Consider the following 23,621-nt stretch of genomic DNA (forward strand, 5'->3'; position numbering starts at 1 on the left):
TGACGGCTCAGTGCGCCGCGGCTTCGCCCGTCTTCGCCCATATCAGGCGCGATGCCGGCAGTATCATCGTCGCACTTGTGCCGATACCGACGGTGCTTTCCAGTATGAACTCGCCGTCGTGCATCTCGATCAGCGATTTCGTGATCGGGAGGCCAAGGCCGGTACCGCCGTGCTGACGGGCGTTGGTGTCGTCGACCTGGCCGAACGGCTCCATTACCTCACCAAGTTTGTCGGCCGGTATGCCGATTCCCGTGTCACATACGGCGACCTTCAGTTCGCCCGTTTCTGTCAGCGCAACGCCGATATCGATGCGGCCCTCGGCCGGCGTGAACTTGGCTGCATTCGACAGCAAATTCAGCATGATCTGCCGCATGGCGCGCTGGTCGGCATTGATGTGCGGCATGCTGTCGGGGAGATCGAGCGATACCATCTGGTTCTTGTCCATCGTGCGCGCCCGCATCATTTCGGCGGACCAGTAAAGAACATCCGCCAGGTCGATTTCCTGTTCCTCGATCGCGTAGCGACCCGCTTCGATCTTCGAGATATCGAGAATGTCATCGATGACATTGAGTAGGTGACGTCCGCTGTCGTGAATGTCGATCGCGTAGTCGCGATAGCGCTCGTTGCCGAGCGGGCCGAACATACCGTCACGCATGATCTCGGAGAAGCCGATAATCGCATTCAGCGGCGTGCGCAGTTCGTGACTCATGTTGGCGAGGAACTTGGTCTTGGCACGGTTAGCCATTTCGGCATTTTCGGTCGCCTGCTTGAGGCTCTGTTCGGCGCGCCGCCGCTCGATGGCAATGCCGGCCAGATGTGCGGCGCCAAGCAGGTAGGCGTCCTCCCAAGGGCCCGGTTGGCGCGGGTCCGGGAAATACATGGCGAAGGCACCGACGACGCGATCGTTGTGCGACAGGATAGGCTGGAACCAGACGGTCTGGATATCTGCCTTGCGCATATAGGGCGTGACCGTGGGGCCGTGCTGTTCTTCCTGCAGATCGGTTGCGATGATCTTGTGACCGGCAAGGGCGAGTTCGCCGAAGGGTCCGTTGCGCTGTTCCTTCCAGTAGCGCGTTACCCAATCGTCGAAATCGGTCGGAAGGTGGGGAGCAGCACAGGTGATCAGGTTTTCCTCGCCATCAAGCAGGAACACAGCCGCGCGTGCACCCGGGTTCGTTTCCTCGGCGCCCAGCGCCAGAAGCGACATCACCTCGTCGAGTGCAAGGCCGGTTGCCAGCGCCTGCAGCACGCGGAACTGGCTCTTTTGTTCGTTCTCGGCCCGTTTGCGTTGTGTAATGTCGCGAAGATTGACGACGAAGCCCCGGACATTCTCGTCCTTCAGCAGGTTCGTGACCGTGGCCTCGATCCAGATTGCACGGTTCTCGTAGCGCGGGATCAGGAGTTCATAGGTGCGGGCGGTGGGCCGTGAATCGTCACTGGCCTTGACGGCGTCCTCGCGCAACGTTTCCTGTTGTTCGGGCGACAGAAGGTCGATGCCGTTCAAGCCCACAAGCGCATCCGGCGGGATGCCGATCTTTTCGGCTGCCGGCGAGGCATACTGGATGACACCTTCTTCATTGGTGACGAGCACGACATCGAAGGCATTCTCGACCAGGGCGCGGAAGTGATGCTCGCGGCGAAGCAACTGGGCGTTTGCTTCCTCGGCGTGAAGACGGGCCGTTTCCGACATGTCGTGCGCGCGTTCCAGATCGCGAATGAGATCGGCGTTGCGAAAGCGCAGTTCGAGCGTTTCGGTTGCTGCCGCACGCTGCTGCTGCGCAATGCGGGAGAGGTAGAGGTAGGTCGGGATGCAGGCGATTCCGAGCGCCACGAATGTCTGTTCGCCGGTCCAGATTCCGACAACAATGACTGCTGCCATGACCGGCAGCGTTGCCGCAATCAGAAGGGCGGTCACGGGAAACGCCGTCTGGGCCGACATCACGACATGGACGATGAAGATCATCAGGACGGCAAGGTTCTGGATGTTGCCGTCCGCCTGCCAGAAAAGCGGGATGAGGCCGACCCAGACGATGTTCATGATCCAGTAGCGGATTGCCGTCGCCGTGATCCATGTATCCGGATCTATTCCGTCCTCGTTGGCAGAGAAAAAGCGCCTCTGAAACAGCGCGTACTCAAGATGGATCACCAGAATGACAAGCCACCAGCCAAAGACGACCGGAACAGGTGCGGCGGGATCGAAGGCAATCGCTATAGCGCCGACGATCGCGGGGAAGTAGATCGGCAGCGTTCGGAAGGTCGTCATCACCGAGCGGTAGAGCTCAAGGCGAACGCGGCGCGAGCGCGTATCGGCTTCCGGAGAGGCGTCGTTCCCGGGAGCGTTATCGAACAACCTTAGTGCGAGACTTGCCACAAGCCCCGCGGATGGCTTCGTGTCCGTTGGCGTGCCGGGCATATGAACGGGGTCTCCTCCCCCAAGCTAGCGACCCCACCTGTGAAAGGTTTAGGGGAGGGAAGTAAAGTTTCCCTAAACGCAGGGTTTTATGGAGAAAATGGCCGCCAGGTTGGCCGTGCAGGCACGGCGCATCATCTGCCGGCGCGAGGGTGCGGGCAGATGATGCAACGTTTTTGCAGTGGAGTTCAGAGTGGTCAGTAGACGTCTGGGACCGTTATCAGGGGCACGTCCTGGCGCGTCCGGGGCGGGCGACGGCCTTCGACCTCGCAACTGCGCTTGACGTTCTGGTCGACCTGCGTGGTCGGGACCCAGTAGCGCGGCGACCAGGCCGCGACTTGCCTGTCGGCCTCCGCATTCTCGCCGGTCGTTATTTCGCCCTCAAATGCCAGAGTGAAATTCCGGTCCGGCTGTACACCAAGCGAAAGCAGAGACGGATTGCGGGTGTAGAGCTTTGCCCATTTGGCCGCCTGCACCCCGTCGCGTGGCGTCACGTCTCCTGCAAGATATAGCTGCGCCAGGAGCTTCTGCGCGTCCGCCCAGCCCGCACCCGCGGCACGGTTGATCCACACGAGCCCTTCGCTGTTGCTGCCGGTTGCGATCAGGCATTGACCGAGAGCGGTCTGCGCGCCTTCATATCCGTGTCCGCGGTAGGAAAAACAGGTCAAAACATCAAGCGTTCGATCGTCGCATTCGCCACGCGCCGCGTCGCTGATCGATTTCGCATAGAGTGTGCCGACCGGATCCTGCTCCGCCAAAGTCGGTATGATGCGCCCGTCGGCGTCGCGTTTGCGTGCGGCGCCGCCGCCGCTGCAGGCGGTTATCGCGAACGCCGCCAGGCAAAGCAGCATGATTGCGGTGGATGACGCGCCAAGGCGAATTCGGGTTGCAGGCATTCTTCCCCTCAATTTTCTTCTGCGGCATCGCGGATATGGATGCCAATGTCGAAGCAGCCCCAGCGTAAGGCATGTGTCGATTGACGGCCAGCACCGGCAAGGGAATTTCGGTCGATCTGCCGCAACGGCAGGTTGCATCCGCCCCCTCTTCAAGGTGGTTTGACCCTGTCTTGCGGTTCCCCGATACTCCGCCCGCATTTTGGGGCCGGCGGCGCTATGTTAGGATGTCGCTGTACAGATTTCCTTCGAATTTCGAGCGGGTAGAGACGAGATGGCCGACAAGAAGACGCTTCGCGACTGGGAAGCCGCAGTCAGCAAACAGACCAAGGGTGCCGGATCGGCGTCTCTCGTCTGGAAGACGCCAGAGGGTATCGACGTCAAGCCGCTCTACACGGCGAGCGATCTGGAACGGATCGCGGGCGAAGGATACGACGCGGATAGCCTGCCGGGATTTGCGCCCTACACACGCGGTCCGCAGGCGACGATGTATGCGGGACGGCCATGGACCATCCGACAATATGCCGGCTTCTCGACAGCCGAGGAGTCGAACGCCTTCTATCGGCGCAATCTCGCCGCCGGCCAGAAGGGACTCTCGGTTGCCTTCGATCTTGCGACCCATCGCGGCTATGACAGCGACCACCCGCGTGTTGTCGGCGATGTTGGCAAGGCCGGTGTTGCCATCGACTCGGTCGAGGATATGAAGATTCTGTTCGATCAGATTCCGCTCGGCGAAATGTCGGTGTCGATGACGATGAACGGCGCCGTCATCCCCATCCTTGCCAACTACATCGTGGCGGCAGAAGAGCAGGGCGTGAAGCCGGATCAGCTCTCCGGCACCATCCAGAACGACATTCTCAAGGAGTTCATGGTCCGCAACACCTATATCTATCCGCCCGAACCGTCGATGCGGATCGTTGCCGACATCATCGGTTTCTGTTCCCGCCATATGCCGAAATTCAACACGATCTCGATTTCCGGTTATCACATGCAGGAAGCGGGTGCGACGCAGGTTCAGGAGCTTGCATTCACGCTTGCGGATGGGCGTGAATATGTGCGCGCTGCGCTGGCTGCAGGTCTGGACGTCGACGAATTTGCACCGCGTCTCTCCTTCTTCTTTGCAATCGGCATGAACTTCTTCATGGAGATCGCGAAGCTGCGTGCCGCGCGGCTTCTATGGTCGAAGATCATGGCGGAGTTCAATCCCAAGGATGCAAAGTCGTCGATTCTGCGCACGCATTGCCAGACATCCGGTGTTTCGCTGACCGAACAGGATCCTTACAACAACGTCATCCGGACCACGATCGAGGCGATGGCTGCGGTTCTGGGCGGCACCCAGTCGCTCCACACAAATGCGCTTGACGAGGCGATCGCACTGCCTACCGACTTCTCAGCGCGCATTGCACGGAATACGCAACTCGTCATCCAGCACGAGACCGGTATCACCAATGTCATCGATCCGATGGGGGGTTCCTACTACATGGAGAGCCTCACACATTCGCTTGCCGGCGAGGCCTGGAAGCTGATCGAGGAGGTTGAAGAGCTTGGCGGCATGACAAAGGCGGTCGCGACCGGCATGCCGAAGCTTCGGATCGAGGAAGCCGCTGCACGCAAGCAAGCGCGGATCGATCGCGGGCAGGAGGTGATTGTCGGCGTCAACAAGTATCGCTTGCCGAAGGAAGATGCCCTCGAAATCCTCGACATCGACAATGCAAAGGTGCGCGACTCGCAGATCGCACGCCTCAAGAAAGTGCGCGCCGAGCGCGACGAAACGAAATGCAAGGCGGCGCTGGCGGCGCTCACTGCGGGAGCGCGAGGCGACGGCAATCTTCTGGCGCTTGCCGTCGACGCGGCCCGTGCGCGCGCGACTGTTGGTGAAATTTCGGATGCCATGGAAGAGGTGTTTGGCCGGCACCGCGCCGAGATCAAGTCGATCTCCGGTGTCTATGCTCAGGCCTATGAAGGGGATGAGGGCTTCATGCAGATTTCCAAGGAGATCGAAGCGTTCGCCGAGGCCGAAGGCCGGCGGCCGCGTATGCTGGTCGTCAAGATGGGGCAGGACGGGCATGATCGCGGTGCGAAGGTGATTGCGACTGCGTTCGCCGATCTCGGCTTCGATGTCGATGTGGGTCCGCTTTTCCAGACACCCGAAGAAGCGGCGCGCGATGCAATCGAAAATGACGTTCACGTGATCGGCATTTCAAGTCTTGCCGCCGGGCACAAAACGCTTGTGCCGGCGCTCGCAAAGGCGCTCAAGGACGAAGGGGCCGACGACATCCTGATCATCTGCGGTGGTGTCATTCCGGCACAGGACTACGACTTCCTGAAGAAGGCCGGTGCGTCTGCCATATTTGGCCCGGGCACGAATATTCCGGCGGCAGCGCTGGAAATCCTGAAGCTTATCAGCGAAAAAAGGCGGCGGGCGGCCTGAGGCTGCCCGTAAAATCGCCAATTCTCCCGTCTGCCTACGAATAAGGCGCGGCGTGCGTCAAATGCGCACGACGCGATTGTTCGATGTTGCAACTGCTCACAAGCGCCGTTATCTCAACCGCGAACGTCCGGACAGAGATTCGGACAGGTGATGGCACGCGTGCCGCTCAAACGATCTCAGAGCCGCCGCCAATGGGCCATGCCAGGTGAGTTGTGCCCTCCCGGGTCGGGAAACCCCGGGAAAACATGACCGCCGCACAGGTTTCAGCAATGAGAGATCTCTGGAGGTGTGATGAGCACCGGAGAAGGCTTTGCACGCCCAAAGCGGCGGCGTCTTGTCGACATGAGCGATCCCCGGATGAAGAATCCGGATGCGCAACAGCGTGCGTATTACGACATGCTGTCGACGCGGCTTGAAGGATTGTTGAAGGAAATCGAGCAGGCCGGAACCTCGCCTGAGGACGACCTCGTCAAGCGGCTGCGTGCGCTCTACGCAGAAGTGAGCCGTTCATCAGCAGCAGGAAGGGCGGACGAGAGCTGAGCCCATTTATCGAACCGCCGCAGTTCTCGTTGCGTACTGGCGAAGACTCACCACGTCCATGACGGCACCGCCGATCGGCGTTCTTACCTGAATGCGAACGGGAACATAGATGTTTCCGTCATTCATCGGGGCAAGCCAGATATGAGCATTGCCGCGTTGCTGAAGCATTTTCGTGAAGCTCGTCTGCTTCATTCCGCTGCGAGGGATCATTCGAACCGAGCAGCGGATGGCCATGCCGCTGTAGCCCTTGTTGCGTGTTGTCACCGTGCCTTCGCTGTCGAAAGCCAGCTGGATGTCGTAGCGCCGTTTGCCGTCGAAGATGGCGAGTCTTCGGTTGCAGGGATTCTCGCCTGCGGCGACCGGCACCAGCAACGCGCTGATCGGATCAAGCGTATTCTGCCGTTCGTAGGGAAGTACGGAAATGTCTTCATGCGGCGGTAGTGGTGGATCAAATGTCGTTTCCGGACGGTCCGTACCGTCATAGGTCATTTCGCGGTGCTTGATCTTGCCTTTCTCGTCGGACTGAAAGGTAAAACGCTGCGGCTGAATCCGCGCCTCATCAATGCGACCCGCACTTTCCATCGTCCATTTCGCGTCGAGGAAGTTCTTCGGAACGCCGGCAACGCCAAGAAAACTTGTCATTGAATAATTTTCACCGCGCAAGGTGGCATTGATGCTGCCCTCGGCTGCCTTGAAGCCGCCGATATAGACAGTGTAATCGGCGGTCACGCCGGGCATCCGGGCCTCCCGTTCGGCTGGAACCGGCGCGGCGCCAGTGGATGTCGACGCGGCGACAAGGACGACCGTGGTCATGGTCAGCATGAGACCTGCCACCCTGCGCCACTCATTTCCACGTTCGATACGGGCCATTGATCCTCTCTGGATTGCGCCGGTCCGCCAGAGACCGTGCCTCGACTGATGATCGATAATTCCGCATGAACCGGCGATGAACAGCCACTCAGATGGCCGTCCGGGGCTGGACGCGGGCTGTCCTGACCAAGTATGCAACTGGCATGGCAAGTGGACCCGATCAAAAGCATCATCAACGGCAGACCCTGAACCGGGCGTTGCCGGATCCAGCCGAACTGGCCGCCGGAATCCGTTCCGGTAGCCGAAGTGCGTTGGCACGGGGCATTACGCTGGTCGAATCGTCCCGTGCGGACCATCAGGCAATTGCTCAGGCGCTGCTGGCCGAGTTGCTGCCTGAAACAGGCAAGGCCGTCAGATTGGGCCTGTCCGGAACCCCGGGCGTTGGCAAGTCGACCTTTATCGAAGCATTTGGCCGGCTTCTGACCGGCAAGGGCCTGCGGGTGGCCGTTCTGGCGGTCGATCCGTCATCGGCCCGGACTGGCGGCTCCATTCTCGGCGACAAGACACGCATGGAGCTGTTGGCGCGGGATCCCAATGCCTTTATCCGGCCCTCGCCGTCGGGGGGGACGCTTGGCGGTGTCGCACGGCGGACACGCGAGGCGATGTTGCTGGCCGAAGCGGCCGGTTATGACGTCATTCTCGTCGAGACAGTGGGCGTCGGCCAGTCAGAGACTTCCGTGGCCGACATGGTCGACATGTTCGTGCTGCTGCTTGCGCCGGGCGGCGGCGATGAATTGCAGGGGATCAAGCGCGGTATCATGGAACTTGCGGATCTGATCGTGGTTAACAAGGCCGATGGCGATCTTGTGCCCGCTGCGCGGCGCGCTCAGACCGAGTATCAGGCGGCTCTTCACCTGATGCGGCCCAAAACGCCCGCCTGGGCGCCGCATGTGCTGCTGGCCTCTGCGCTCAAGGGCGAGGGGCTCGACAAGGTCTGGCAGGCAGCCGAGGCGCACAGGGCGGCCCTGACGGCGTCTGGCGATCTCGCCCGATTACGGGCCGATCAGGCCAGGGCCTGGTTCTGGACCGAGCTGCGTGAGGGCCTGATTTCGACGCTCAAGAGCGATGCGAAGGCCGCCGCATTGATGCCTGAACTGGAACGGGAGGTCGAGGAAGGACAGTCGACCCCTACGGCCGCTGCGAGGCGGCTTCTGGACCTGGTGTTCGGGACCGCAGAACAGGCCTGAACGGCCTTGACTGGCCCCTGCGGGCCTTTTATACGTGCCCGCCTGAAAGGGCTGCGCGGGAAACTGCGGCAGCCCGACGAATTTGCAAAGGAAATTCCCATGTCCCGCCGCTGCGAACTGTCCGGCAAGGCCGTGATGTCCGGCAACAATGTCAGCCACGCCAACCGCAAGACCCGGCGCAGGTTCCTGCCGAATCTCTGCCAGGTGACGCTGATCAGCGATGCGCTGGGTCGGCAGGTCAGTCTGCGCATTTCGGCGCATGCGCTTCGCTCGGTGGAGCATAATGGCGGGCTCGACCCCTTTCTTCTCAAAGCCGCGGACGCGCAGTTGTCCTCGCGTGCGCTCAAACTGAAGCGTGCGGTCGAAAAGGCCCAGGCCGCGGCTGCATGACGGGGGCCAGCTTCTGCGAATATCCGGGAACGGGCGGCTTCGGCCGCCCTTTTCTTTTCCGGCGAATTTTACCCAGTTTATCGAAAGTCCGGATGTCCCCTTTTCAGGATGTGGTACGCGCCGCTAGACTTTGCCCGATGTAATTGGGGGTGTGCGGATGCTGGATAGCGGGGTTGATCGAGTGCCGATCAGCCGGCCGGGCTTTGTTGCGCGGCTGATCACGACGATCGTGCGCCTGATCGTGCCGGTCCTTGCCTTGAGCACGGCCTTTCTCTCCGCATATTTTCTTCGCGAAATGCCGGTCGCCGAGGGGCGTTATCTGGCTATCTTCGATACCCGGCTTGACGCGTCGGCCTGGCTGACATGGGGTCTTGTGGTTCTGCCGGGTGTTTTCTTCATTCTCAATCTGACCAGCCGCCGTTATGGGCCGGCCCTCACGCTCACTGCGGCCCTTGTCGCATGGGTGCTGATCGGCGGCGCACTTTTCTGGGCACTGCGCGACGGCATCATCGTCGATTTCGAGCGGGAGATCGCTCCCTATCCCGAGGCAGCCGCCTTCGCCGGCGCTATGGCGCTCGCGCAGCTGGTCAATATTCTGACCTTCGATTGGGTGCGTGGTATTCCCTGGTGGAAGGCGCCCTTTCTGGCGGCATTGATCGGGGGATTGGCTTTTTCCGTTGCCTTCAGCATGCGACCGACAGCTTCATGGGACGATGCGTTGATCGCGCGGCTCATTGTCGAGGCTGGACTGTATTTCAGTTGGGCGCTGCTGCAGCTTCTTCCGACCGGGATGCTGCGCCGGACCATTCGTCCGCTGTCTGGCTTTGGGGGTGCCTGATCGTATCGGCAGTTGCTGCGGGGGATGTTCCGCTCAGGCGAAACATCAACAGAAGCGTTCGCTGCAGCATGTTGAAGTTGTTGTCGGATATCGCGTAGATCAGCAGGTCGCCATTGCTGTCCTCACGAACGGCCAGTCCCTCCATATTGTCGATCGAATAGCGCTGCCCGACATCGATCAGAACCGGACCGTCGACGAGTGCTCCTGGCACAATGTCATCCTTCTCGATCAGGCGCATCTGCATGCCGACGCCGGCGAGCATCGAGAAACGCCGCTCCAGAAGCAGCAGGTCGCCATTCGGCAACAAAGCCATATCCGTCGGTTTGTACGGCTCGCGGGGCTTTACCGCGAACCATGAAATATCGTGGCCATCGGCAATGAAGGCCTTGAGGTTGCCGCGCGGATCGAATGTGTCCTCCGTGACAGCGAGGATGCGCGGTTCACCATCGCCTTCGAGACGCGGCAGCAATTCAATTGACTCGATGCCCGCATTGGTCTTGAGACGGCCGAAATGGCGTTGAGTCAGGAGTTGTTCGGGCAGCGCTGCGAATCCCGCCTCACCGAGATTGTATCGCCAGATACGGTGTGCCCGCTCATAGCTGACATAGGCACGGCCCTCCAGCGGGTTGGCCGTATCGACCACAAGGCCTTCGGCATCGCCGAGCATCTTTCCTGCGATCGGTTTGCCGTCGAGACCCAGCATCGGTGCCATGTGACCTTCCGCCAGCCCGGACAGCCGGCCTCTTTCGTCGTAGAGGACCCTTGCTTTCAGCCAATGCCCCTCATCGGAAACGGAAAGCAGTACCGTGCCGTCCGAACTGATGGCCAAGCCCGACCAGCCGCCGAATTCCGTCTTCGGCGATCTGATTTCGATGCCACCGGCCCATTCCAGCTTTCCGGTGCGCGTTTCGCTGCGGTCTTCCGGGTTCCAGACAAGCGGGTTTGTCTTGATGTCGATGCGCTCGGCTTCGGCATGGGCAGGGGAATAGACCGGCGCGCTTATCGCAACAAATGCGAAGACAACCAGCAGACCGGCAATCATGGTCGGGCGACGCAATTTACGGATCCTCTGCTTCGGACCGCCGGGAATCCGGCCGACGGCTCGGCCGGGAGGCATCATATCGGTGTGCGGTTGACAGACAAGGGATTCAGGTGCGCCGTGCCCATGGGGCTTCGTCGAGCCGCAGCGCGCCACGCCGCAGCCAGCGGTAAAGCATCAGCGACGACGCGGCAGCGAGGCCCGTTGCAAGGCCGAGCCAGATGCCGAAACCTTCCATTTTGAATGGAAATGCGAGCACCACGCCAGATGTCAGGCCGATCAGCCAATAGCTGATGCCCGCATAGATCATCGGCACGCGCGTGTCGTGAAGGCCGCGCAGCATGCCGACGCCGATCGATTGCGCGCCGTCGAAAACCTGAAAAAGCGCAGCGACGGCGAGGAAAGTGACGGCAAGCTCGATCACGCCCGCGTTTTCGGGCGCTGTCCGGTCGATAAAGGCGCCGATCAGCGAATAGGGGAAGAGGATCATCACCAGCGCCATAAATCCCATAAAGACGACACCCATGACGAACGGCGTCCAGCCAGCGCGGCGGATTGCATCGCGGTTGCCGGCGCCATATGCGCGGCCGACGCGTACCGTGACCGCTTGCGAGAAACCGAGCGGCACCATGAAGGAGATGGCGGCGATCTGCAGGGCGATGGCGTGCGCGGCCAGTGAGGCGGCGCCGAAAAGGCCGATCAGGAAGACGGCGGCGTTGAAGACCGATACCTCAAGGCCGAGCGTCACGGCGATCGGCAGACCAAGCCGCCAGATTTCGCGGAAGCGCGACCAGTCCGCGCGCCAGAAACGGCCGAACAGGTGGTAGCGGCGAAACTGCCGGTCAAAGAGCACAACAAGGCTCAGTGCGCCGAACATGAAACTGCAGGAGAGCACGCTGCCAATGCCCGCGCCGACGAGACCCAGCGCCGGAAAACCGAAATGTCCGAACATCAGACAGTAGTTGGCGAAGGCATTGAACGGAACGGCGATGCCGCTGATGACGAAGGCCCAGCGCGGCCGTTCGAGCGCGGCGATGAAGGCGCGGAGCACGATGTAAAAGAGCATCGGCAACAGCGACCATTGCATGGCCCGCACATAGGACGCGCCCTCCTGAGCCAGCACCGGTTCCTGCCCGAGCGCGAGCAGAATCCACTCGGCGTTCCAGAGCACCACCCAGAACGGTATGACAATCGCAAGTCCCGCCCAGAAGGCCTGACGCACGGTGCGGCGCACGTCGCGCACGGAATGTTTGCGGCGGCCGAGCTCGGCGGCGGTCATCGGCGAGGCGGCGGTCATCAGGCCGATACCGAAGATGAAGACGAGAAAATAGAGGTTCGACCCGAGCGTGCCGGCGGCCAGCGTTTCCGGACCGAGCCAGCCCATCATCAGCACGTCGGTGGCGTTGATCGCGACCTGTGCGAGATTGGTGAAGATCAGCGGCCACGACAAGGCAAGCGTCGCCTTCGCCTCGTCGATCCAGAGACGATGATCCGAGCGGAATGTGGCAAGCGCGGCGCGCATGACGATGAAAGCCCTGAACGGAGAAAAGCCGCGCAGATTATCCGTATCCGTCTGAATCTCAAGCGCAAATTTCAAGCGATTCGCGATTTGCGTTCCTGCAGCAATGCAATGATCGGAAACGGTAGATAGGCTGTAAAGATCAGAACGACTGCCAGCACGAGACCCTGCGGGTCCCAGAGCTGCATCGCAAAGCCCGAAAGCGGCGTGCCGATCAGGGCGCCGGTGCCCCACATGGCGGTTGTGAAGGCGCTGGCGCCGGCCAGTTCGGCGCCGCGGAAACGCTCGCCGACCAGCACCATGCCGAGCGTGAAAATGCCGTTGGCGAGACCGACCACCAGAAAGAGGACGATCCCGGTCGCGATCAACATGGGCACCGCGAAGGGCAGCAACGCGTAGCCGGCAATCGTCGCCAGTACCAATCCGATCAGGAGGCGGAGCCGGTTCATCCGGTCGGCGGCCACGCCGACAATCGGCTGCATGACGATGGCGCCGACCGCGGCGACGGTCAGCAGTGCCAGACTGCCGCTTTCGGCCATGCCGGAGCGGATTGCATAGAGCGGGAAAAACGTGACCAGAGATTCTTCGGCGGCGGCATAGAAAACGTTGACCAGCAGCGCTGCCGGCGCGACGAAGACCAGACGCCACATCGGGGACGATTTTTCGGTTTTCTCGAAGTGGTTGCGGCTCTTGTCCGCGGTGGTGACCAGAATGGCGGCCGCAATCATCAATGCGCCGCCCAGATAGAAGGGCTCGACACCCGTTCCGAGCACCACCAGCGTTGCCGGTCCGAGCGCAAAGCCGGCTGCCGCCGAGGCGCCATAGATACCGATGATCTTTCCTCTCTTTGCATCCTCGGCCAGCGCGTTGATCCATGCCTCGCTGGTCGCCCATAGCAGTGTGCCGGCGACGCCGAGCAGGAAGCGAAGCGGGAACCAGGCTAGGAAATTGGCGTAGCAGCCGATCAACAGGAACGAGAAGCCGGCCAGCAACAATCCGCCGATCATCACATTGGCCGGTCCGAAGCGGCGCATGATCCACGGCGCGATTGGCGAGATCAGAAACACCGGCGCCGCTTGTGCCGCGGCCGAAAGCCCGATCAGACCCGGTTCCGCGCCTTGGCGAGCCATGATCAGGGCGGCGAGCGGGAAGGCGATGCCCATCGACAGATTGACCATCCCCATCGAGATGATGGCCGCAGCGAGGCTGCGCTTGCGACGAGGCTGAACGGGGGCCAAGCCTGACATGAGCGGCGCTCCGAAGGAGATTTATTAAATAAACAATAATGTTTTTAAAATAAAGGAAATTTGTAACCTCTCTTGTCAAGCCATTGAGATTGATCACTTATTTTGTAATCGAATAACTTGAAAAACAGGTCCTGTGGCGGCATGATGTTATTATGCATTCGACGCCCGCGCGTATCCTGCACCTCCTCAAGAAAAACGGTCCGCAAACCGCCGAGATGCTCGGCGACGCATTGTCGATGACCTCGATGGGCGCGCGCCGCCATCTGCACGCGCTCGGCGAGGCCGGTCAGATCGAGTCCTTCGACAAGTCCGAAGGTGTCGGGCGCCCGCGGAGGTTCTGGCGGTTGACGTCCGCTGGCCATGTGCGCTTCGGCGACGCCCATGCGGAATTGACGGCCAAGATGATCGGCGATGTGCGCCGCCTTTTTGGCGAGGATGGCCTCTCCAGGCTCGTCGCCGAGCGCGAGCGCGACATGCGGATGAGTTACGACAAGGCGCTGGCCGGCGCGACGTCGCTCGCGGCGCGGGTCGAGGCGCTGGCGGCGGTCCGCGCCGCGGAGGGCTACATGGCGCGGGTCGAATGCGACGGCGAGGATTTCATTCTGATCGAGGATCACTGCCCGATCTGTGCCGCAGCAACGGCCTGTCGGGGTTTCTGCCGGTCTGAACTCACGCTCTTTCGCATGATGCTGGGCGATGGCGCGCGGGTCGAACGTGAGGAATATCTGCTCGACGGCGGGCGGCGCTGTACATACCGGATCGGAAAGGCCGCGTGATCGTCTAGCGCACCGCGCGGGCCGCCCGGGCAGAGACGCCGCCCCGCTTCTTTGGCGCGTCCTGGCCGCGTGCCTTCAACTGGCCGCGGCGCAGCGTCGTCTCATCGTCGAAAAGCTCTGCGAGCTTCTCGGTCATTGCGCCGCCGAGCTGTTCGGCATCGACAATGGTAACGGCGCGTCGATAGTAGCGCGTTACGTCGTGGCCAATTCCGATGGCGATCAGCTCGACCGGCGAACGAGTCTCGATCTGCTCAATGACCGAACGCAGATGCTTCTCGAGATAGTTGCCGGCATTGACCGACAGCGTCGAATCGTCGACTGGCGCGCCGTCCGAAATCACCATCATGATGCGGCGCTGCTCCGGTCGCGCCAGCAGGCGGTTATAGGCCCAGATCAGCGCTTCGCCGTCGATGTTTTCCTTCAACAGGCCTTCGCGCATCATCAGACCGAGATTGCGCCGTGCACGTCGCCAGGGACTGTCGGCCGATTTGTAGACGATGTGGCGAAGGTCGTTGAGGCGGCCGGGCTGGGCGGGCTTGCCTTCGGCGAGCCAGCGTTCGCGCGACTGACCGCCCTTCCAGGCGCGTGTCGTGAATCCGAGAATCTCCACCTTGACGCCGCAACGCTCCAGTGTGCGGGCCAGAATGTCGGCGCACATGGCTGCAACCGTGATCGGCCGGCCGCGCATCGAGCCCGAATTGTCGAGCAGGAGCGTCACCACCGTGTCGCGGAAGTTCATGTCGTGCTCGACCTTGAAGGCGAGCGGCTGCATCGGGTCGACGACGGCGCGCGTCAACCGCGCCGCGTCGAGGATGCCTTCCTCAAGGTCGAATTCCCAGGTTCGGTTCTGCTGCGCCAGCAGCCGGCGTTGCAGGCGATTGGCGAGGCGCGAAACGACACCCTGCATCTGCTGCAGTTGTTGATCGAGATACTGGCGCAGGCGAGATAGTTCCTCGATGTCGCAGAGATCCTCGGCCGCAATCACTTCGTCATATTGCGGGGTGAAGATCTTGTAGGCGGCGCGATTCTTGTCATCGCCCTGCTGGTTCGGACGCCAGGGTTGATTGCCTTCGCTGGTCTCGTCCGTGTCACCATCAGATGGCATGTCGTCGGAATCGACTTCAACCGTCTGTTCGTCGCCTTCCTCGCCCTCGCCTTCCGTGAACTCTACCTGGTCCGCGGACGAGCCTTCAGGCTGTTCGGCTTCGCCCGACTGACTTTGCTCGGAACTGTCCTGACTGTCGCCTTCCTGCTCGTCGGCATCGTCGGAGGACTGGTCTGGCGCTTCGCCGAGCTCGTCGCCCATATCGAGATCGGCCAGAATGTCGCGCGTCGCATGCGCAAATGCCTTCTGGTCGCCGATCACTTCCCCGAGACGATCCAGATCCTTGCCGGCCTTGTCCTCGATCCATGACCGCCATTGATCGACCAATTTGCGGGCCGACGGGGGTGGTGCCTCGCCAGTCAGCTTCTCGCGGACCATCATGGCGACTGCTTCGGCCAGCGGCGCCTCATCGCGTGACGTAATGCGATCATAGCCGCGCGATGCGCAGCGCTGTTCCAATGCAGCGGTCAGGTTCTTCGACATGCCCGCCATCTGATTGGCGCCAATGGCCTCGACACGCGCCTGTTCCACTGCATCGAACACGGCAAGCGCGTTGCCGCCCTCGGGCTGCAACGTCGCATTGATCTTTTCGTCATGATGGGCGAGGCGCAGCGCGTAGGCGTCGGAAACGCCGCGCACCTGCGCCACTTCCTCGGGTGGCAGCGCGCGGCTCGGCAGGGGTAGGCGGGCGCGCAGGCCACGCAGGCCCGGCGCTTCCGTGCCGAATGTGACGTTCAGCTCCGGCTCAGCCGCAATCGTGCGCATGGTTTGAGCCAGCGCGCGTTTGAACGGTTCGACGGGGCCTTCCTTCGATTTCATGGGCCGTGTCGCTCTTCGGGTTTGTCAGGCGACCTTTATGTTGGCCGCCGAATCGGGGAGGTCCTCGCCAAAGGAACGCTGATAGAATTCAGCGACCGTTGCCCGCTCGAGTTCGTCGCATTTGTTGAGGAAGGTGACGCGGAAGGCAAAACCGACATCGCCGCCGAAGATCCTGGCGTTTTCCGCCCAGGTCAGCACCGTGCGCGGGCTCATCACGGTCGAAATATCCCCGTTGATGAAGGCCGAGCGCGTGAGATCGGCAACGCGGACCATGGCTGCGATCTGTTTGCGGCCCTCTTCGGTGTCATAGCTCTTCAGCTTGGAGAGCATGATATTCACTTCCTCGGCGTGCGGCAGGTAGTTCAGGGTGGTGACGATATTCCACCGGTCCATCTGACCCTGGTTGATCTGCTGTGTGCCATGATAGAGACCCGAAGTGTCGCCCAGGCCGACCGTATTGGCCGTCGCGAAAAGGCGGAACGCAGGGTGCGGACGGATGACGCGGTTCTGGTCGAGAAGCGTCAACTTGCCCGAGGCCTCGAGAATGCGCTGGATCACGAACATCACGTCCGGGCGTCCGGCGTCATACTCGTCGAAGACAAGCGCCACGGGATGTTGCAGCGCCCAGGGCAGGATGCCTTCGCGGAATTCGGTCACCTGCTTGCCATCCTTCAGGACAATCGCGTCCTTGCCGACAAGATCGATGCGGCTGATATGGCTGTCGAGATTGATGCGGATGCACGGCCAGTTGAGGCGCGCGGCAACCTGCTCGATATGGGTTGATTTGCCGGTGCCATGATAGCCCTGAACGATGACGCGCCGGTTGAAGGCAAAGCCGGCCAGCAGCGCTATCGTCGTGTCGCGGTCGAACAGGTAGTCGGGATCGAAATCCGGCACATATTCATTGGGCTCCGAGAAAGCCGGAACCTCCATGTCGAAGTCGATCTTGAAGGTCTCGCGGACCGAAACCTTCTTGTCCGGGAGATTCTCGGTCATACCGTTTCGTGCTTCGAAGCTCATTCCTGGCCTACTTCCCTGCGTGTCGTCCAAAACTCGATCGTTCCTGCCCAAGCCGGCGCGCCGCCCGGTAGAGGGCGTTTCCAGCCCGTCATTGCCTGTCGCCGATCAGCGGTAGCCGCTCTTCCGGAGGTAATCGTAGGCCTGAATGACCTTGCGGAGACGCTCCTCGGCCGACCTGTCGCCGCCATTGGCGTCGGGATGGTGCCTTTTGACCAGTTCCTTATACCGTGCCTTGATCTCGTTCAAGGAGGCGGTCCCGTCCAGACCCAACGTATCCAGCGCCTGCTGCTCCAATGCGCGGGGCTTGCGCCGCATTTGCGGCTCCTCAGGACGAGTTGACCCTGCGGTATCCTCAAAAAAGCCAAAGGAATCGCGAAAAGGCGAAGCTCGGCCCATGTGGGCGCCAAAGCGGGGGCCGAAAGCCGCATTCGCGGCATTGACGCCCAAATTCCAGGTTGGTCGATGACCTGTCAGCGCATCGCGCTGGAAAGCGGCGACCTCGGCGTCGGTCATGCCCTTGAAGAAGTCGTAATTGCTGTTGAACTCCCGAATATGGGTCGCGCAGAACCACACATACTGGGCGTCGGCATCGGCGTCCGGCCGGCTTGCTGCAGCGGTGCGGGGGGCCCGATGGAGGCCCGTTTCGCGGCACCCGGCCCAATCGCAACTTCGGGGCGCTTCATGGGCGGAAGCGCGCGCACGCGGAGGCTGCTCCAGACCACGCATCTTGCGCGGTGCGATCCGGATCGAATCGAAGTATTTCGAGTTCAGTTTCACGGTTCAAATTATGGGTTGGCGCCGGACCTAAAACAAGAAAGCATGTGGCGTTTCGCCTTCAAGTTGACAAAGCTGCATTAACAAACAGGTTAGCCGGTAATCCAGATGTCTGTCGCCGAGACCATGCGCCGCAAGCTTGAGTCGGCACTCACCCCGATCGTGATCGAGATCGAGGACCAGTCGCATCTCCACAAGGGTCATGCCGGGCACCGGCCAGGCGGCGAGAGCCATTTTCATGTCCGCGTCGTTGCTTCCGGTTTTGCGGGAAAATCGCGGATCGAGCGACAGCGTATGGTCATGACGGCGCTGAAGGACGAGATGGACCATCCAATCCATGCGCTTGGCATCCGTGCGTTGACGCCGGAGGAAGCGGCAGCCGAAACGGACTAGTCTCCCGTGCCTGTTTTGAGGTTGCGGGCGGGTGCGATGCGGAGTTGGGCGATCTGGTTGCGCTGGCGGCGCAGGATCTCGAAGCGGAAGCCGTGAAAGGTGAAGGTCTGGCCGACATCGGGGATGGTGCGCGCTTCGTGAATGACGAGGCCGGCAATGGTCGTCGCCTCTTCGTCAGGCAATGACCAATCGAAGGCGCGGTTGAGGTCGCGGATAGGCACAACACCGCTGACGATGACCGAGCCATCAGGCTGGAGCCTCACGCCCGCTACTTCGATATCGTGCTCGTCGCGAATATCGCCGACGATTTCTTCAAGGATGTCCTCCAGCGTGATCAGACCCATCAACGCGCCATACTCGTCCACGACGAGGGCGAAGTGCGTCTTGCGGCGAAGAAATGCGTTGAGCTGATCCTGCAGTGCGGTCGTGTCCGGCACGAACCAGGGCTTGGTTGCTATCGAAAGAATGTCGATTGTATCTGCCTTCCATTCGGCGCCTGAAAGTGCGCGTAGCAGATCCTTGGCATGCAGGACGCCGACGATGTCTTCCGGGCCGTCGCGCCAGAGTGGAATGCGCGTGTGCGGGCTTGCCAACGCTTGCGAGATGATGTCGCTGTTGGGTTGAGATGCATCGATCATCACGATGTTCTTGCGGTGTACCATCACGTCACTGACCTCGAGATCTCGCAGATCGAGAATTCCTCCCAGCATGTCGCGGTCGATCTTGACCACGCTGCCTTCGTGGTGGTGCAGGTTGATCGCACCGCGCAGCTCCTCATGCGCAGAAAGAACTTGCTGGTTTTCGCCGACATCGAGACCGAAAGGCCGCAAGGCGTGGCGCACGATGAACTGCACCGCCGCCGTAATCGGTCCGAACACAAAGGTCACGATGCGCAGAATCGGCGCAACCGCCAGCGCCACACGATCGGTATTGGTGATGGCGACGGTCTTGGGAGCCACTTCCGCAAACACCAGGACAACGGCCGTCATCACCAGTGTCGCGTAGACGACGCCTGCATCACCAAACAGCGCGAGGAAAAGGCTTGTTGCCAAGGCCGAGGCCAGAATGTTGACGAGATTGTTGCCGAGCAGGACGGCACCAATCAGGCGTTCGCGATCTTCGGTAAGGGCGAGGACCGTGCGGGCGCGCCGGCTGCCTTCTTCGGCAAGACGGTGCATGCGTGCGCGCGATGCGGCGGTGAGCGCCGTCTCCGAGCCCGAGAAGAACGCTGAAAAGAGCAGCAACAAGAGAATGGCGCCAAGAATGGCGCTGAGGCCAAGAGACAACATGTCAGGCGGGCTCCCGTTCCCGCAATAATGCGCGCAAGGGAGATGTTTCCACGTTGCGCGTGATAAAGGCTTCGCCGATTCCGCGGGCAAGGATGAAGGTCAGCTTGCCGTCGACGACCTTCTTGTCCTGCCCCATGAGGGCGATAAGTGTGTCGGCATCCGGCAGGTCTCCTGGGATGTCGCCGAGCCGCGTGGGCAGGCCGGCGCGCGTCAGATGCCGACGCACGCGCTCGGCGTCCTGGCCGGGGCAGAGTCCGAGGCGCACCGACAGGTCGAATGCCAGTGCCATACCGATAGCGACACCTTCACCATGGATGAGTCGCTGCGAGAACCCTGTTGCTGCTTCCAGCGCATGGCCGAATGTATGGCCGAGATTGAGCAGGGCCCGGACGCCACCCTCGCGTTCGTCCGCAGCAACCGTTGCCGCTTTCGCTTCGCAACTTTTGATGATGGCATGAATGCGCACGTCGCGGTCGCCAGCCTTCAGGCGATCGAGATTTCCTTCCAACCAGTCAAAAAAGGCACGATCACCGATCAGCCCGTATTTGACGACCTCGGCATATCCGGCGAGAAACTCGCGCATCGGCAATGTGTCGAGTGCCGTGACGTCGGCAAGCACCATGCGCGGCTGGTGAAAGGCGCCGGCCAGATTCTTTCCCTGCCGCGTGTTGATGCCGGTCTTTCCGCCAACAGAACTGTCAACTTGCGACAGCAGGGTTGTCGGGATCTGCGCGAAATCGACGCCGCGCCGCAAGATCGCTGCGGCGAACCCGGTCAGGTCGCCGATCACGCCCCCGCCAAGGGCGACAACGAGATCGCCACGTTCGATACCGGTTTCAAGCAGCCACTCCGTCAGTCTTTCCAGTTCGGCAAAGGACTTGGTGCTTTCGCCGGCCGGCAGCACGATTGCATCGTGACGGATATTCGCGGCCTCAAGGCTCTTTTGCAGACCGGTCAGGTGAAGATGCGCCACCGTCTGATCGGTCACAATGGCAACGCGGGCGCGGCGCAACAACGGATTCAGATGCGAGCCTGCCTCGGCGATCAGATCGGGACCGACCAGAATATCGTAGGTCCGGTCGCCCAGATCGACCCTCACTTTTCGAATGGTATCAGTCATGGCTTTCTCCATCGACGGAACCGCGAAATTCCTTCAGCTTGCCGATGATGGTTTCAACGACTGCCTCATGCGGACCTTCAACACTCTCGATCGATATGTCAGCCTGGGCATATACCGGATAGCGCTCGTCAATCAGCCGCTTCATCGTGGTCAGCGGATCGCCATTCTGGAGCAACGGCCGGTCGCCGCGCTTGGCGACCCGCTTCATCAGCACATCAAGATCGGCTTTCAGCCAGACCGAGACGCCGCGTGCCGCAATATTGGCGCGCGTCACCGGGTCCATGAATGCGCCGCCGCCTGTTGCCAGCACATGTGGTGGGCCAGCAAGCAGGCGCTTGATGACGCGGCGTTCACCGGCGCGGAAGGCCGCCTCGCCGTGGCGGGCGAAGATCTCCGGGATGGTTTCGCCGGCGGCCTGTTCGATCTCGGCATCGGCATCGACAAATTCAAGGCCAAGCCGACGAGCCAGGCGACGGCCGACCGTCGTCTTGCCGGCACCCATCAACCCGACCAGCACGATCGAACGCGCGTCAAGCGGCACCGGGGCAAGTGTTTCACCTTGCTCCATTTCCGCCGTGCTGCACTGCTCGCTTTCCGCCATTTTCCTGTCCGATTGGGTATCAACGATGTCGCGTATGTCCGCTTGATATAGCGGCCTTAACCTTGCTGATCTATTCTCCGGCCGGTTTCCTTGCCAAACAGGGCCGTTAAGTGGCGGAAAATCATCATCCTAATGGATTGTTAGCACGGTTCCAGCGAGGCAGTGGTTGCAGATAGGGTGCGGCGGTGCCTAGGTCACGCCCCATTTTCGCCGCAAGGTGGGCCTAAGGCTTTTTCCCCGTTATGGCGGCATAAACCGAAGGTCCGCCAAGGACCTGGAGAAGGAAGATTCGATGAGCCGCATTACCGGGCTTCTTGTCGTCATTGCCGTACTTGTGGTGGGCATGGTCGGCGGGCTCTTTTATCTTGATCGGGCTGTTGCGCCCGAGGTTCAGGCTGTGGAGAAGGTTCTCCCCGATGGTCAGTTTCCGCGCTAGGCAGGGGCGCTGCGCCGCCGGCTTAGCGCTTGTCTTTTCCGTCACGATGCCCGTTGCATCGGTGGTTGCCCAAGGGGCGAATGTCCTTCAGGCGCCGCCAGGCATGGAGCCGGCGCGTGCGCCGGTATCTTCGCCGGCCGGGCCGCAGAGCATCGTGCCTCCGGGCTATGGCGCAACGACACCGGCCTCGGGCTTGCCTGCGTCCGAATTGCCATCTGCCGTGCCCGTGGTGCCGTCGCAACTGTTCCCCACAGGCCAGCAATCCGGTGAACCTGCTGTTCGCATGCTCAGCGCCGTGCCCGGCGCGGCGCGGACCGATGTCCAGGTCGGCACCCTGTCGGGCGTCGATACGTCAAGCGTCGGTTTGATAGGGATGCAGGAGGGTGGTTTTGGGCCGGCCATGTGGCAGGGCGCTTCGCGTGCCGATATCGAAATCTACCTGATGCGACTTCCGGTCGCGACCGGTTCTCCCGTGATGGCCGATCTGACACGCCGTCTGTTGCTGACCGGTGCGCGTCCGCCCGAGGGAGCGGGGAGCGGAGTGCCGCTTCTGGCGGCCCGGTTGAACAGGTTGCTGGCTGCCGGCCATGTGGACGCGGCGCTGCAACTGGCGGCGGCCGGTGGTGCTGCCCGCTCGCCGCAGATTGCTGTCGAACTGGCGCGTGCGGCGCTGGCGGTTGGCGATGACAATCGTGCCTGTGCGGCACTTTCCGATATTCCACCCGGTAACGATCCGGCGCGGAACGATATGGCTGCCTTTGCCGTCAAGCTTGCGACCTATTGCCAGATCGTCGCCGGAAACCCCGAAATCGCCAACCTGACGCTCGACCTCGCCCGCGAGGAGGGTCTGAGCGATGCCTTGTTTTTTTCGCTGGCGAGCGAGGCGGCCGCGGGAATCATTCTGCGCGCGCCGGAGCCCAATGCGCTCGGCATTGCCGATGCTGCTTTCTACCGGCTGGCCGGCAGAAATCTGCCGGGCAATGTTGCCGAGATTGCCGAAGCGGCCCTCTTGCGGGGGCTTCTGCACAATGGCGATTTAAGCGATGAAGTGCGGCTGGCGGTGGCCGAGCGGGCGGCACGCTACGATCTGATCGACGGCCGCGAACTTGCCACTTACTACCGGATGCCGGCCTTTACCGACGAACAGATGGCCGGTCTTCTGACCTCCGATATTCCTGAAATATCGCCACTTCGGCGTGCAATGATCCACCAGGCGATCGATGGAGCCGTTGCCGCCGACGACCGAATCCGTCTTTTCAAGCTTGCCTTTGCCACGGCGGAGTCGGCCAGCCTCTACTATCCGACAATCGAAGCACTATATAGCGATCTTGGCAGCATGACGCCGTCCGATGCTCTGCGTCCGATGGCCGCGAGCGCAACGCGTGCGTTTCTTGCGTTGGGGGAGAGCGCGAAGGCTGCCGAGTGGTATGCACTGACGCAATATGCGCCCGGATTCGGTCGCGATGGTCGCGAATTTGCCGCATTAATGCGGATTTCCGGGGCAACGGCTTCCGGATTCGATGCAGAGCGTGTGTCGGCCGATATTGTCGCCGATCTGCGTTCCGGTGAGCGCGCGGCGCAAGCCTTTGCAGCCTGTGAAGCATTGCTTCTCGATGCGCTCGGGCATTCGCCGACGCCGGAGGTATGGGAAGCGCTGCTTGATGCGCGCAATGTCCTGTCGGGCGACGCGTCGACCGAGGCGCAGCTCAATCAACTGCAGATGGCCGGTCACAAGAAAGCCGTCGGCGAGACGATTTTGCTGACACTCGACGTGCTGGGTCCGGGCGGACCCGGCGCCGCGCATCCAAGAGCGGTGGCGCAGGCGGTGGCCAGCCTGAAGGCGATCGGTCTTGAAAGCGAGGCCCGGCGACTCGCTCTTGAAGCGCTTCTGGCGCGCAGCTATGCCGGACGTGGTTGAGTAACA

The 23,621-nt window shown here is 61.5% G+C and carries 21 protein-coding genes; 9 read left to right on the forward strand and 12 right to left on the reverse strand.

Annotated elements, in window-relative coordinates; genetic code table 11:
* Positions 1-7 precede the first annotated feature (7 nt).
* Positions 8-2,413: an ATP-binding protein gene (locus AAC071_RS03915; RefSeq protein WP_339830224.1), complete on the reverse strand. Its 2,406-nt coding sequence runs from the start codon at positions 2,411-2,413 to the stop codon at positions 8-10.
* 194 nt (positions 2,414-2,607) lie between these two features.
* Positions 2,608-3,306 carry a hypothetical protein gene (locus AAC071_RS03920; RefSeq protein WP_339830226.1) on the reverse strand — a complete coding sequence of 233 codons (699 nt, stop codon included), beginning with the start codon at positions 3,304-3,306 and terminating at the stop codon, positions 2,608-2,610.
* Between the two features lie 271 nt (positions 3,307-3,577).
* On the opposite strand from AAC071_RS03920, the gene scpA reads away from it, so the two are divergent.
* Complete coding sequence (gene scpA, locus AAC071_RS03925; RefSeq protein ID WP_339830228.1) at positions 3,578-5,734, forward strand: methylmalonyl-CoA mutase; 2,157 nt, start codon at positions 3,578-3,580, stop codon at positions 5,732-5,734.
* Positions 5,735-6,025: 291 nt separating this feature from the next.
* Positions 6,026-6,274, forward strand: a complete 249-nt coding sequence (locus tag AAC071_RS03930) for a hypothetical protein (RefSeq protein WP_339830230.1) — start codon at positions 6,026-6,028, stop codon at positions 6,272-6,274.
* A gap of 6 nt (positions 6,275-6,280) precedes the next feature.
* Here AAC071_RS03930 and AAC071_RS03935 read toward each other — a convergent pair whose 3' ends face one another.
* Entirely contained in the window at positions 6,281-7,144 is an 864-nt protein-coding gene (locus AAC071_RS03935; RefSeq protein ID WP_339830232.1) for a DUF3108 domain-containing protein, read from the reverse strand.
* A gap of 143 nt (positions 7,145-7,287) precedes the next feature.
* Between AAC071_RS03935 and meaB the strand changes: the two genes are divergently transcribed.
* From meaB to AAC071_RS03950, 3 genes are all read left to right on the forward strand, one after another.
* On the forward strand, positions 7,288-8,331 hold the full coding sequence (meaB, locus tag AAC071_RS03940; protein ID WP_339830234.1) for a methylmalonyl Co-A mutase-associated GTPase MeaB: 1,044 nt from the start codon (positions 7,288-7,290) through the stop codon (positions 8,329-8,331).
* A 99-nt stretch (positions 8,332-8,430) separates the two neighbouring features.
* Positions 8,431-8,721: a 50S ribosomal protein L28 gene (rpmB, locus tag AAC071_RS03945; protein WP_339830236.1), complete on the forward strand. Its 291-nt coding sequence runs from the start codon at positions 8,431-8,433 to the stop codon at positions 8,719-8,721.
* A 157-nt stretch (positions 8,722-8,878) separates the two neighbouring features.
* A complete protein-coding gene (locus AAC071_RS03950; RefSeq protein ID WP_339830238.1) occupies positions 8,879-9,559 on the forward strand; it encodes a hypothetical protein in 681 nt (226 codons plus the stop codon).
* Here the strand turns inward: AAC071_RS03950 and AAC071_RS03955 are convergent.
* The 3 genes from AAC071_RS03955 to AAC071_RS03965 all read right to left on the reverse strand — a co-directional run bounded on the left by AAC071_RS03955 (position 9,477) and on the right by AAC071_RS03965 (position 13,364).
* Positions 9,477-10,616 carry an esterase-like activity of phytase family protein gene (locus AAC071_RS03955; RefSeq protein ID WP_339830240.1) on the reverse strand — a complete coding sequence of 380 codons (1,140 nt, stop codon included), beginning with the start codon at positions 10,614-10,616 and terminating at the stop codon, positions 9,477-9,479. The genes AAC071_RS03950 and AAC071_RS03955 overlap by 83 nt on opposite strands.
* Positions 10,617-10,707: 91 nt before the next feature.
* Positions 10,708-12,120 carry an MATE family efflux transporter gene (locus AAC071_RS03960; protein ID WP_339830341.1) on the reverse strand — a complete coding sequence of 471 codons (1,413 nt, stop codon included), beginning with the start codon at positions 12,118-12,120 and terminating at the stop codon, positions 10,708-10,710.
* Between the two features lie 71 nt (positions 12,121-12,191).
* A complete protein-coding gene (locus AAC071_RS03965) occupies positions 12,192-13,364 on the reverse strand; it encodes an MFS transporter (RefSeq protein WP_339830242.1) in 1,173 nt (390 codons plus the stop codon).
* A 152-nt stretch (positions 13,365-13,516) separates the two neighbouring features.
* On the opposite strand from AAC071_RS03965, the gene AAC071_RS03970 reads away from it, so the two are divergent.
* A complete protein-coding gene (locus AAC071_RS03970; protein WP_339830245.1) occupies positions 13,517-14,140 on the forward strand; it encodes a metalloregulator ArsR/SmtB family transcription factor in 624 nt (207 codons plus the stop codon).
* A gap of 4 nt (positions 14,141-14,144) precedes the next feature.
* Here the strand turns inward: AAC071_RS03970 and cobT are convergent, their stop codons facing one another.
* From cobT to AAC071_RS03985, 3 genes are all read right to left on the reverse strand, one after another.
* Positions 14,145-16,064, reverse strand: a complete 1,920-nt coding sequence (cobT, locus tag AAC071_RS03975; protein ID WP_339830246.1) for a cobaltochelatase subunit CobT — start codon at positions 16,062-16,064, stop codon at positions 14,145-14,147.
* Between the two features lie 24 nt (positions 16,065-16,088).
* Positions 16,089-17,060: a cobaltochelatase subunit CobS gene (gene cobS / locus AAC071_RS03980; protein WP_339830248.1), complete on the reverse strand. Its 972-nt coding sequence runs from the start codon at positions 17,058-17,060 to the stop codon at positions 16,089-16,091.
* Positions 17,061-17,189: 129 nt separating this feature from the next.
* Positions 17,190-17,861, reverse strand: a complete 672-nt coding sequence (locus tag AAC071_RS03985) for a J domain-containing protein (protein WP_339830250.1) — start codon at positions 17,859-17,861, stop codon at positions 17,190-17,192.
* A 105-nt stretch (positions 17,862-17,966) separates the two neighbouring features.
* Here AAC071_RS03985 and AAC071_RS03990 point away from each other — a divergent pair, with 105 nt between their 5' ends.
* Positions 17,967-18,251 carry a BolA family protein gene (locus AAC071_RS03990; protein WP_339830252.1) on the forward strand — a complete coding sequence of 95 codons (285 nt, stop codon included), beginning with the start codon at positions 17,967-17,969 and terminating at the stop codon, positions 18,249-18,251.
* Here the strand turns inward: AAC071_RS03990 and AAC071_RS03995 are convergent.
* The 3 genes from AAC071_RS03995 to AAC071_RS04005 are packed head-to-tail and all read right to left on the reverse strand — an operon-like array spanning position 18,248 to position 21,261.
* Positions 18,248-19,540, reverse strand: a complete 1,293-nt coding sequence (locus AAC071_RS03995; RefSeq protein WP_339830254.1) for an HlyC/CorC family transporter — start codon at positions 19,538-19,540, stop codon at positions 18,248-18,250. The genes AAC071_RS03990 and AAC071_RS03995 overlap by 4 nt on opposite strands.
* A gap of 1 nt (position 19,541) precedes the next feature.
* On the reverse strand, positions 19,542-20,660 hold the full coding sequence (aroB, locus tag AAC071_RS04000) for a 3-dehydroquinate synthase (RefSeq protein ID WP_339830256.1): 1,119 nt from the start codon (positions 20,658-20,660) through the stop codon (positions 19,542-19,544).
* Entirely contained in the window at positions 20,653-21,261 is a 609-nt protein-coding gene (locus AAC071_RS04005; protein WP_339830258.1) for a shikimate kinase, read from the reverse strand. The genes aroB and AAC071_RS04005 overlap by 8 nt, the downstream gene beginning before the upstream one ends.
* 292 nt (positions 21,262-21,553) lie before the next feature.
* On the opposite strand from AAC071_RS04005, the gene AAC071_RS04010 reads away from it, so the two are divergent.
* The gene (locus AAC071_RS04010; RefSeq protein ID WP_339830260.1) at positions 21,554-21,697 is read left to right on the forward strand and encodes a hypothetical protein; all 144 of its coding nucleotides are present in this window, start codon (positions 21,554-21,556) and stop codon (positions 21,695-21,697) included.
* Positions 21,698-21,800: 103 nt separating this feature from the next.
* A complete protein-coding gene (locus AAC071_RS04015) occupies positions 21,801-23,615 on the forward strand; it encodes a hypothetical protein (protein ID WP_339830262.1) in 1,815 nt (604 codons plus the stop codon).
* Positions 23,616-23,621 lie beyond the last annotated feature (6 nt).

It is taken from the genome of uncultured Parvibaculum sp. (assembly GCF_963975745.1).
Taxonomy (GTDB): Bacteria; Pseudomonadota; Alphaproteobacteria; order Parvibaculales; family Parvibaculaceae; genus Parvibaculum.